Genomic DNA, 10,450 nt, shown 5'->3' with positions numbered 1-10,450 from the left:
GCCAACGGTCTCGGCCGCGGCACCGGCGCCCCGTCGACCGGCCGCACCGCCACCGGCTCGTCGAAACGCATCCCAACGGGTACGCCGAGCGGCCCTTCCGGTTCCGTGAAGCCGGCGGCCGCGGTCGCGATCGCGTCTGTCCGCAAACCCTCGGTCTGCGCGATCACCGCCGCGAAGTCCCGGCTCAAGTCCCGCAACAGGACGGCATCCAGCAGATCGGGTGCGTCCACGTCGAGCGGTCCCGTCACCAGCGCCTCAACGTCCTCGCCGGCCAGCCAGTTCTTCAGCGCCCACGCGCGACCCACCGCCTCGGGATGCGACGTACCACGGCTGCCCGACCGCAGATCGAGCGAGTCCGCCTGCCGCAGATATGCATCCGGATCCGCCGTGCTCAACCCGGTCTCCAGCTTCAGCAACGCGCGGACGGCCGTACGCAGGTCACCACACGCGGTCAGCGCGCCCCGATCCGCGAACAGCTCCGTCGCGAGCGACCACCGCCGGTGCGTCTCCAGGTACTGCGCCGGCGTACGAGCATCGCCGGCTGCCGCATCCAGCAGCCGATCGACCGCAAGGTACGCACCGTCATCCGCCTGCCACAACAACCGGTGCGCCAACTCGTGCCCGATCACCGCCGTCAACTCGTCCTCGTCGAGCCGCTCCAGCAGCGCCCCCTGAAACAGGATCACCGGCTTGCCCGCCTGATGCAGGTACGACGCATTCGGCTCGCCGCTCACCTGGTAGTAGTCGACGCCCTCGTCCAGCTCGAGCGCCCGCGCCGCCCGCTCACCCGCACGGAAGACGTCCGGATGTACGTCGGCCTCCAAGCGGTACGCGTTCCGCAGCAGCACGTCGTCGAGCGACTCCTCCGGTCCACCGCGCAACGCCGTCCAGGCACGCTCGTCGACCCGGCGGACAACCGCCAGGACGGACCGGTGATACCCGAGCGCAGACAACATGCCCGCCACCATAACCAGCGGGACGGACAGAAACCGAGCCCCTTCCACCGGCCTGTGGATAAGCGCCGTCGCAGGTCGACAGTACGTATACGTCCACTACGGCCAGAACGCACCGGCTTCCAGGCGTGCGGAACGGCTGTAGCAGTCGTATACGTACTGTCGAGCGGCCGATTCCTCGCGCCTCAGCGGTCCTTGGGACGGCAGACCCCGTTGGCCGCCGCGCTGGCGGCGAGCGCCGCGGCCGCGGGGCTGGAGGCGACCGGGCGCGTGGTGTGGCGGCCGATCGGGACCACCATCGGCGTACCGGCGACCGGGTCCGGGACGACCTTGACGGCGAGTCCGAACACGTCCTGGACCACATCCTCGGTGATCACCTCCGAAGGGTTGCCCTCGGCAACGATCGCGCCGTCCTTCATCGCGATCAGGTGGTCCCCGAACCGGCAGGCCTGGTTGAGGTCGTGCAGCACCAGCACGATCGTCCGGTCGTCGGACCTGTTCAGGTCGACCAGCAGGTCCAGCACGTCGAACTGGTGGGTCAGGTCCAGGAACGTCGTCGGCTCGTCCAGCAGCAGGATGTCGGTCTCCTGTGCGAGCGCCATCGCGATCCACACCCGCTGCCGCTGACCGCCGGACAGCTCGTCGATCGGCCGGTCCGCGATCGACAGTACGTCGGTGGCCGTCATCGCCTCTGCGACCGCCTCGTCGTCGGCCTTCGACCACTGCCGGATCCACCGGGTCCGTGGGTACCGCCCACGCCCGACCAGGTCCGCGACCGTGATCCCCTCCGGCGCGGTCGGCGACTGCGGCAGCAGGCCGAGCTTGGTCGCCACCTCGCGGGTCGGGATCTGCTGGATGCTCTTCCCGTCCAGCAGCACCGATCCGCGGGCCGGCTTCAGCAGCCGGGCCAGGGTCTTCAGCAGCGTCGACTTGCCGCAGGCGTTGGCGCCGACGATGACCGTGATCTTCCCGGTCGGGATCCGCACCGACAGGTCGTGGATGATCTCCCGCTGGTCGTAACCGACCGCAAGACCGTCGGCGGCCAGGCTGTGCTGGACCAAGGGCTCCACGAAGTTCTCCTCCATCTCAGCCACCACTCCCGACCCGGTTGGCCCGGGCCAGCAGGAACATCAGGTACGGCGCACCCACCACGCCGGTGACCACACCGACCGGCAACTGGGTCTGTCCGAACGCGTGCTGCGCGACCAGGTCCGACACGGACACCACGAGCGCCCCGAGCAGGCCGGACGTGATCATGGCCGGCCCCGGCGACCTGGTCAGCCGGCGCGCGATCGGCGGCGCCACGAAGGCCACGAACCCGATCGGCCCGGCGGCCGCCGTCGCGACCGCGGCCAGCAGTACGGCGATCACGATCAGCCCGAGCCGGGACGCCTCGACCCGCAGCCCCAGCCCGTACGCCGTATCGTCGCCCAGCTGCAGGATCCGCAACTGCTGCACCAGGAACACCATGCACGGCAGCAGGACGACGAACGTGATCGCCAGCGACCGTACGTTCGACCAGTCCCGCCCGTTCAGGCTGCCGGTCAGCCAGACGAGCGCCTGCTGCGCGATCTCCACCCGGGCCTTGGTCAGCAGGTACGACGTGATGCTGGTCGCGATCGCGCCGATGCCGATCCCGATCAGGATCAGCCGGTAGCTCGACACCCCGTGCCGCCAGGCCAGCACGTACATCAGGAACGCGGTCAGCACCGCGCCGGCGATCGCGAGCGCCGAGACCGCGACACCCGTCAGCCCGAGTGTCACGATCCCGAGCACGGCGAACGCGCTGGCGCCGTACGTCACGCCGATGATGTCGGGACTGGCCAGCGGGTTCCGGGCGATGTTCTGGAAGATCGCCCCGGACAGCCCGAGCGCCGCGCCGACCAGCAGACCGGTCAGTGCCCTGGGCAACCGAAGCTTGTTGACGATGAACTCGGTCGCGTGGTCACCGCCGCCGAACAGCGTCTTCACCACATCGATCACCGGGATCTTGAAGTCCCCCAGCGACAGCGAGACGCAGAACACCGCGAACACCACGACGGCGAGTACGACGATGACGACGAGTGAACGGGTCTGCCGGGCGGCCCGGGCCCTGGCGACGAGCTGTACCGCTTCCGCCGTCACAGGTCCGCCAGCTTTCGGCGGCGAACCAGGACGATGAAGAAGGGCGCGCCGAGGACCGCGGTCACGATGCCGACCTGCAGCTCGCCCGGCAGCGCGACGACGCGGCCGATCACGTCCGACCCGAGCAGCAGGATCGGTGCCAGCAGAGCGGAGTACGGCAGGATCCACCGGTAGTCCGGGCCGGTCACCAGCCGTGCGACGTGCGGGATCGTCAGCCCAACGAACCCGATCGGCCCGGCGGCCGCCGTCGCCGCACCGGCCAGCAGTACGACGACGACCGCGACGAACGCGCGCGCCCACCCCACCCGCTGCCCGAGCGACTTCGCCACGTCGTCCCCCAGCGACAACGCGTTCAGCACCCGACCGCAGAACAGCGCCAGCACGATCCCGACCAGGATGAACGGCGCGACCTGCTTCGCGATCTCCGGTCCACGCCCGGCGAACGACCCCACCGACCAGAACCGGAACTGGTCGAAGGTGTTCACGTCACCGATCAGCAACGCCGTCGTCAGCGACCCGAGCATCGCGGTCAGCGCCGCACCGGCGAGCGCCAGCTTCACCGGCGTCGCACCCTCCCGCCCCATCGAGCCGAGCAGGTACACGGCGACCGACGCCGCGGCCGCGCCCACGAAGGCGAGCCAGACGTACGACGTCAGCGACGACATCCCGAACCAGTAGATGCCGCCGACAACGAACAGCGCGGCACCGCCGTTCACACCGAGGATGCCCGGATCGGCCAGCGGGTTCCTGGTCACGCCCTGCATCAGCGCGCCGGACAGCCCGAGCGCGGCGCCGACCAGCAGCCCGATCAAGGTCCGCGGTATGCGCAGCGACCGGACGATCACGTGATCGGTGTTCGACTCGTTGTAGTGGCGCAGGGCGTCGAGCACCGTGGGCAGCGGGATCTGCTTGGAGCCGATCGCGATGCTGAGCAGGCAGACCAGCACCAGCAGGACCGCGCAGCCGAGCAGTCCGGCGACCAGAGTGGTCCGCCGGGTCCGCCGCGGACGCGACGGGGCAGCTGTCTCCGAGCCGGATTCGGCCGTGGCAGTGGGCGGGGGCATTGGACTTTCGGGATCCTCTTAGGTAAGGCTAACCTTTAGACGCCTCACCATAACCCGGGCGACCTCGGGTCCGCACGTTTCCTCCCCCTGCGAAGTTTATGGAGAAACCCCCGCCATGACGACTCTCCTCGAGCGACCGATCGTGTTCGATTCGATCCTGGCCACCGTGGCGGCCGTCGACGACCTGAGCCCGCACCTGCGCCGCGTGACATTCGTCGCACCGCGGATCGCGGAGGCGGTGACGGCCGGACCGGACCAGCGCATCAAGGTCCTGCTGGCCCCGCCGAACGGCAGCGCGATCCGCCTCCCGGCCGGCCCCGAGTGGTACGCCGACTGGTGCGCGCAGCCCGTCGACGAGCGTTTCATCATGCGGACGTACACCGTGCGCGCACTGCGGCCCGAGGTGGCCGAGCTGGACGTCGAGTTCGTCCTGCACGGTGTGAACGGTCCTGCCTCGGCGTGGGTGAGTGAAGCGAGGCCGGGCGACCAGGTGGGGCTGCTGCTGCCGTTTGCGGTCGACACGACCAGCACGAAGGGCCTGGTGCACTCCGGCGTCGACTACATCCCACCGGCGACCAGTGTCCGCCGCGTGCTCGTAGCGGACGAGACCGCGCTCCCGGCACTGGCCGGGATCCTGGAAGAGCTGCCGGCCGCAGTACATGCCACCGTTTTTGTTGCAGTACCATCCGCAGCCGACGTACAGCCGCTCGCTGATTCGGCTGATGTCACCTGGGTGACGGATGGCTCGTTGCTGGATGCACTGAAGTCGGCAGCTCTGCCGTTCGATCTTGACTACGCCTGGGTCGCCGGTGAGTCGTCAATGATCAAAGAGGTACGCCGTCATCTCGTGAACGCTGTCGGGATGCCGAAGTCGGCCATCTCCTTCCAGGGCTACTGGAAGCGCGGTGAAGCGCACTGCTAGGACGGGTTCTCCGCGTGGGTCAGCGTCTCCCAGGCAACGAACAGGTTGTTGGAACCAGCAGGACGCCGTGACTCCGTCAGCGCCTGCGTGTTCGTCATGGCGATGCCCAGGCGGGTGTGCAATGCGTTGTAGCCCACCTCGGTGATCGGACCGAGGCCCCGGTTGAGAGTGCCGTTGCAGAGCCAGGACGGCACCGGCTCCAGGTTCCGCTCCCACTTGGACTGGAAGCCGAGCGCCTGCCGCAACCGCTCACCGAACTCCGGGTACATGTCGACGCCCTGGATGCGAGCCGTCTCCAGTACATGCGAGATCGAGGAGATGCCGTAGCCGGTGTGGGTGAAGTCGCGGCATGTCTCCTGCGTCAGACCGGTGACGAACGTCCCCTGGCCCTGCCAGTAGCTGACGATCTTGTCGCGGGTGTTGAGGTTCTGGCTCGGCACGGTCTTCGGCAGCGCACCGTCCGACGCCAGGTACACGTACGCCGGCACCCGCAGCCTGTAGAGCGCGATCGCCTTGTCGTAGATCGCCCTGTCCTCCAGGAAGACGCCGATGCCCTGCAGGGCCTCGGTCATACTCAGCTCCCAGTTCCCGTTGGAGTTGGAGCCGTTGATGATCTTCGGCACGTAGACGTTGCGGAGCATGGTGGCGAACCGCCCGGAGTTCGGCCAGTTGCCGTACTCGTACTTGATGATCTCCGCCGCCTTGGGCCACGACGAGCCGGCCCAGGCGGTCTGCAGCGGGGCGTTGCTGTTGGTGTGGTCCTGGATGGTCGCCGACCACGCGTCCATGAGCTGGATGGACTTCTGCGCGTAGCGGTCGTCACGGGTGAGGTACCAGAGCAGGGCGTCGGTGTAGGCCGCGATGGCGTCCTCACGCTCGTCGGTGCAGCCGTAGTTCGGGTTGGAGTACGGACCGCATTCCACGACAGCACGCGGTTTCGGCGTACGGGACAGGGACGCGTACGTACTGTTCTTGGCCTGGTTGAAGGCGTCGGTCCACGGCTGGGCGCCTGCTTGCACCTTGGCGCGGACGAAGTCGAGCTGGGCCTGACTCACTCCCACACCGGGGTGGGTGAACGTTGCGGCCTGGGCAACTGATGAGCTGGTGAGGGTCCCGGCCAGCAGCACGGCGGCCAGGACGAGGGGGAGCTTGCGCATGGGCGGTGTCCTGTCTTCGGGGGCGGTAGGACAGCGGTTTCCACGGCAGTGTCACGACGTACGGCGACCAGGGTCAAGACCCCGTCGGTACCGGAACTTCGTGGAACAAAAGGCGTTTCCGTCCCACTAGTGCCCGCGCCGGCTCGCGACCTCCACGGGCATGCTCAGTGCAGTGCCAGCTCGGGGGCGCGTACACCGGCCGCATCCAGCAGCGCCGACGCCGTCGCGGCACCGATCCCGCCGAGCGGCTGGGCGCGGACCACCGCGCGGGCGCTGGCGCCGTCGAAGATCATCGTCAGCTGGATCGCCAGCGTGGCCGGATCCTCCGCGCCGGCCGCGACCAGCTCGCGGTGGAAGAAGTCGGTGAGCTGCTGCTTGAAGTACCGCGCCACCACGGACCCCGGGTGCTCCGGATTCTTCAGCTCGACCGCCGTACTCACGTACGGACAGCCGAGGTAGTTGCCCTCGGCCACCATCGCGTCCTGGCGCTCGAACACGGTGAGGATCCGCTCCCGCGGAGACCGGTCGTCCTCGGCCCCCGGGCGCAGCATCAGCTGGTACCCCGGACCGCGGCTGGCCAGGCTCTCCGCGATCAGCTCGTCCTTCGAACGGAACAGCTGGTACATCGACTTCTTCGACACCCCGGCCGCCTTGCAGAGCGCGTCCACTCCGATGTTGACGCCGTCGCGGTAGAAGAGTTCGCCCGCGGCGTCCAGCAGCCGTTCACGGGGAGTCGCGGAAGTGCTCATGGCATCGAGGGTACCGCGCGGATTTGAAATCAGAAACCGATCGGTTTACCTTTGCGGAAACAGATCAGTTTCCATTGAGGAGTTTCGATGACAACACTCGAAGGCGCCGTCGTCCTGGTCACCGGCGGGCAGCGTGGGATCGGCCGCGCGATCGTCGACGACCTGCTGACCCGAGGCGTCGCGAAGGTGTACGCGACCGCCCGCGACCCGAAGCCGAGCAGCGACCCGCGGGTCGTACCGCTGCCGCTCGAGGTCACCGACCAGGCATCGATCGACGCGCTGGCGGCCGCTGCGCCGGACGTCACGGTGCTGATCAACAACGCCGGCGCCGGATCCCCGGACACCTACCTGGACAGCTCGGTCGACGACGTCCGCGCGGTCTTCGACGCGAACTTTTTCGGCCCACTGCAGCTCACCCGGGCCTTCGTCCCGATCATCGAGCGGAACGGCGGCGGCCACATCCTGAACGCGCACTCGGCCCTGTCCTGGGTCGCCCGGCACGGCGCGTACTCCGCCACCAAGGCGGCGTTCTGGCTGCAGACGAACGCGATCCGCCTGGAGCTCCTCGACCGCGGCATCGGCGTCACCGGCCTGCACATGGGGTACGTCGACACCGACATGGCGACCGCGGTCACGTCCCCGAAGTCCCGCCCCGAGGACATCGCCAAGGCGGCCCTGGACGGCATCGAGAGCGGCGCGTACGAGGTCCTCGCCGACGACACCGCCCGTACCGCCAAAGCCTCCGTCTCCGCCGACCTGACGGCCGTCTACCCGGAGCTAGCGGGCTGAGACGTAGACGTCCCGATCGCGGGTGTACTCCATGGCACCCGCGATCCCGTCGGCGACGTCCGCGCCGAGCTCGCGCTCCACGACGTACAGCGCGAGGTCGATCCCGGAGGTCACGCCGCCCGCGGTGATCAGCGTGCCGTCGTCCACGACGCGGTTGGTCTTGAGGTCGGCGCCGAACTCCTCCAGCTCCGCCCACGCTCCACGGTTCGTCGTGGCCGGCCGGCCCTTCACGAGCCCGGCCTCGGCGAGCAGCATCGACCCGGTACAGACGGAGCCGATCCACCGCAGCGACGGCGCCAGCGCGGCGATCCGGGCCGTCATCACCCCACGCCGCGCCTCGGCCCAGCTGCCCTTGTCCGCACGGTTCATCCACCCACCACCGGGAACGAACAGCGCGTCCGGCCGGCCGAGGCCCTCCGGCGCCTTGAACTCCAGCCCCTGCAACCCGGTCACCTCGACCGGTCCGTCCAGCCCGACCAGCGCCAGCTCGAACCCGGACCGCCGCGCGGCGTGACTCCACACCTCGAACGGGCCCATCACGTCCATCTCGTCCACACCGTCGAACACCAGCATCTCGATCCGCATACCTCCACCCAACCGGTGCGGACGCCGTACCGGCCAGTGGCCGGGAAGCCGCTGTTCGCCAAGATCTGGCCACGGGTGTAATCACCACGGTGGCGGTGGGTGCAGACCCATCGTGACCGCGGAGGTACGGCGGTTGGTTGGTGGAATGAACCTCGCCAAGATCGCCGCCCTGGGCGCATGCGCGTCCGTCCTGGTAGCCGGTACGACCACGCCCGCGACCGCCGTCGATCCGCCTGGACACAACCGGCGCGGGTCGGTCGTGTCGGTGACGCCGATCGAGCACCTGTCCGCGCCCGAGCTGACGCAGTACCTTCAGACCACCGGCATGAAGCCCGGCCCAGCGAAGTACGGCGTCGACGCGTATCGGGTCGTCTACCGCACGATCACCGCGCAAGGACTTCCGACCACAGCCAGCGGGCTGGTCGCGCTGCCCCGCAACGGCAGCCGGCGGCTGGACCTTGTCACGTTCCTCCACGGCACGAACGCGACCCGCAACACCACCGCGTCGGTACTCCGGACCGCTCCCGACCGTGTGCGCAGCCTGATGTTCGCCGGCGCCGGGTTCGCGGTCGCGGCGCCCGATCTGCTCGGCCTCGGAGTCGGTCCGGGCCGGCACCCGTACGGCGACACCGCGTCCGAGGTCAGCGCCTCCGCCGACCAGTTGATCGCGACCCGCACGCTCAGCTCGGTCCTCGGCCGGTCGTTACGGCGCGACGTACTCGTCACCGGGTTCTCGGAGGGCGGCCGGATCACCCTCAGCCTCGGGCGCGCGCTGCAACGCGGACAGGTCCCCGGGTTCGGGCTGCGCGCAATGGCGCCGGTCGCCGGGCCGTTCGACCTCCTCGGCGTCGAACTGCCGGCGCTGGTCGACGGCCGGGTCACCCCGTTCATCGCCACGCTGTACCTCGGGTACTTCCTCACGTCCTGGAGCCGGCTCATCCACCTGTACGACGACCCGTCGGAGGTGTTCCTGCCGCCGTACGACAAGGTCGTCGACTCGCTCTTCGACGGCGACCACACGGTGCAGGAGATCGCCGCCGCGCTGCCGTCGAGCCCTGAGAAGCTGGTCCGCCCGGAGTTCCTGCAGAGCCTCGCGCATCCGGCCGGTGCCCTCGGCGAACGACTCCGCGCCGCGGACGCGATCTGCACCGACTGGACGCCGCGTGCCCCGATCCACTTCTTCACCGGGTCCGCCGATCACGACGTACCGCCGGCCAACTCGGTCAGCTGCCGGTCCAAGCTCGGGGTCCCCAGCACGATCACCGACGTCGGCCCGGTCGACCACAACCGGAGTGCCGAACTCGCTTATCCACAAATCCTCGCCTGGTTCACCGCAATGGCCCGTCGGTAGCCCGGGCACGGACCGAAGCCGGACGATTACCTCGGCTCTCCGCAGGACGGTCTGGTCTGCAAGGGACGTACCGTAGATGCCATGTCAGTCTCAGGGGGACCGCCTTCCACCCGTGAAGAGGAGGTGGAGGAGCGGGTCGGGCCGTACCGGCTGATCCGGCGGCTCGGACAGGGCGGCATGGGCGTCGTGTACCTGGCCGAGGGTCCGGAGCGCCAGGAGGTGGCGCTGAAGGTACTGCGGCCGCACGTGGCGCACGACCCGATCGCACGGGCCCGTCTGCAGCGTGAAGCGACCACACTGCAGAAGGTCAACCACCCTGGCGTGGCCGGCATCCTCGACCACGACCTGGAGGGCGAGCAGCCCTACCTGGTCACCCGCTTCGTCCCTGGGCGTCCACTGGACGAGCAGGTGGACGACCGTGGTCCGCTGACGCCACGTAAGTGGCTCCCGCTCGCCGGTTGCCTGGCTGAGTCGCTGCAGGCGATCCACGCGGCCGGGGTGATCCACCGCGACCTCAAGCCCGGCAACGTGATGATGTGCAACGGCAAGCCGGTCATGATCGACTTCGGTATCGCCCAGGCCGCCGACGACCTGCGACTCACTCAGACCGGCCTCGTGATCGGTACGCCGGGCTACCTGGCGCCTGAGCTCATCGAGGGCGAGATGGTGTCGCAGTCCGCCGACTGGTGGGGCTGGGCAGCCACCGTGGCGTTCGCTGCAACTGGACGCCGCCCGTTCGGCAAGGGACCGTTCGAG

Annotated in this window: 11 protein-coding genes; 4 read left to right on the top strand and 7 right to left on the bottom strand. The window is 69.0% G+C overall.

From position 1 onward, the window contains the following. From VFF46_RS21270 to VFF46_RS21255, 4 genes are all read right to left on the bottom strand, one after another. The coding region (locus tag VFF46_RS21270; protein ID WP_325038923.1) for a M48 family metalloprotease at positions 1-956 on the bottom strand (956 nt) is incomplete at its 3' end. A gap of 182 nt (positions 957-1,138) precedes the next feature. After that, the gene (locus VFF46_RS21265; RefSeq protein WP_325038922.1) at positions 1,139-2,038 is read right to left on the bottom strand and encodes an ABC transporter ATP-binding protein; all 900 of its coding nucleotides are present in this window, start codon (positions 2,036-2,038) and stop codon (positions 1,139-1,141) included. A 1-nt stretch (position 2,039) separates the two neighbouring features. After that, positions 2,040-3,077 carry a FecCD family ABC transporter permease gene (locus VFF46_RS21260; protein WP_325038921.1) on the bottom strand — a complete coding sequence of 346 codons (1,038 nt, stop codon included), beginning with the start codon at positions 3,075-3,077 and terminating at the stop codon, positions 2,040-2,042. Next, a complete protein-coding gene (locus VFF46_RS21255; protein WP_325038920.1) occupies positions 3,074-4,141 on the bottom strand; it encodes a FecCD family ABC transporter permease in 1,068 nt (355 codons plus the stop codon). Before VFF46_RS21255 ends, VFF46_RS21260 begins: the two co-directional genes overlap by 4 nt. A 115-nt stretch (positions 4,142-4,256) precedes the next feature. On the opposite strand from VFF46_RS21255, the gene VFF46_RS21250 reads away from it, so the two are divergent. After that, the gene (locus tag VFF46_RS21250; protein ID WP_325038919.1) at positions 4,257-5,063 is read left to right on the top strand and encodes a siderophore-interacting protein; all 807 of its coding nucleotides are present in this window, start codon (positions 4,257-4,259) and stop codon (positions 5,061-5,063) included. On the opposite strand, the gene VFF46_RS21245 is transcribed toward VFF46_RS21250, so the two are convergent. Both VFF46_RS21245 and VFF46_RS21240 read right to left on the bottom strand, forming a co-directional pair. Then, a complete protein-coding gene (locus VFF46_RS21245; RefSeq protein ID WP_325038918.1) occupies positions 5,060-6,220 on the bottom strand; it encodes an alginate lyase family protein in 1,161 nt (386 codons plus the stop codon). The genes VFF46_RS21250 and VFF46_RS21245 overlap by 4 nt on opposite strands. Before the next feature lie 164 nt (positions 6,221-6,384). Beyond that, positions 6,385-6,969, bottom strand: coding sequence for a TetR/AcrR family transcriptional regulator (locus VFF46_RS21240; protein ID WP_325038917.1), 585 nt, complete (start codon positions 6,967-6,969; stop codon positions 6,385-6,387). An 87-nt stretch (positions 6,970-7,056) separates the two neighbouring features. On the opposite strand from VFF46_RS21240, the gene VFF46_RS21235 reads away from it, so the two are divergent. Further along, entirely contained in the window at positions 7,057-7,758 is a 702-nt protein-coding gene (locus VFF46_RS21235) for an SDR family oxidoreductase (protein WP_325038916.1), read from the top strand. Here the strand turns inward: VFF46_RS21235 and VFF46_RS21230 are convergent. Next, positions 7,747-8,343, bottom strand: coding sequence for a DJ-1/PfpI family protein (locus tag VFF46_RS21230; RefSeq protein ID WP_325038915.1), 597 nt, complete (start codon positions 8,341-8,343; stop codon positions 7,747-7,749). The two genes, VFF46_RS21235 and VFF46_RS21230, sit on opposite strands and share 12 nt — an antisense overlap. A gap of 112 nt (positions 8,344-8,455) precedes the next feature. On the opposite strand from VFF46_RS21230, the gene VFF46_RS21225 reads away from it, so the two are divergent. Together VFF46_RS21225 and VFF46_RS21220 are read left to right on the top strand one after the other, a co-directional pair. Further along, positions 8,456-9,694, top strand: coding sequence for a hypothetical protein (locus VFF46_RS21225; protein WP_325038914.1), 1,239 nt, complete (start codon positions 8,456-8,458; stop codon positions 9,692-9,694). Positions 9,695-9,775: 81 nt separating this feature from the next. Continuing rightward, on the top strand, positions 9,776-10,450 hold a 675-nt coding region (locus VFF46_RS21220; protein ID WP_325038913.1), incomplete at its 3' end, for a serine/threonine-protein kinase.

Source organism: Kribbella sp., from assembly GCF_035655035.1.
Taxonomy (GTDB): Bacteria; Actinomycetota; Actinomycetes; order Propionibacteriales; family Kribbellaceae; genus Kribbella.
Note: the sequence above shows the minus strand (reverse complement) of the source record. Positions and strands in the feature narration are given on the sequence as shown.

Bases quoted from the DNA above. Each gene is read 5' to 3' on its own strand.
- VFF46_RS21265 (WP_325038922.1), bottom strand. From the start codon at position 2,038: ATGGAGGAGAACTTCGTGGAGCCCTTGGTCCAGCACAGCCTGGCCGCC.
- VFF46_RS21255 (WP_325038920.1), bottom strand. From the start codon at position 4,141: ATGCCCCCGCCCACTGCCACGGCCGAATCCGGCTCGGAGACAGCTGCC.
- VFF46_RS21250 (WP_325038919.1), top strand. From the start codon at position 4,257: ATGACGACTCTCCTCGAGCGACCGATCGTGTTCGATTCGATCCTGGCC.
- VFF46_RS21245 (WP_325038918.1), bottom strand. From the start codon at position 6,220: ATGCGCAAGCTCCCCCTCGTCCTGGCCGCCGTGCTGCTGGCCGGGACC.
- VFF46_RS21240 (WP_325038917.1), bottom strand. From the start codon at position 6,969: ATGAGCACTTCCGCGACTCCCCGTGAACGGCTGCTGGACGCCGCGGGC.
- VFF46_RS21235 (WP_325038916.1), top strand. From the start codon at position 7,057: ATGACAACACTCGAAGGCGCCGTCGTCCTGGTCACCGGCGGGCAGCGT.
- VFF46_RS21230 (WP_325038915.1), bottom strand. From the start codon at position 8,343: ATGCGGATCGAGATGCTGGTGTTCGACGGTGTGGACGAGATGGACGTG.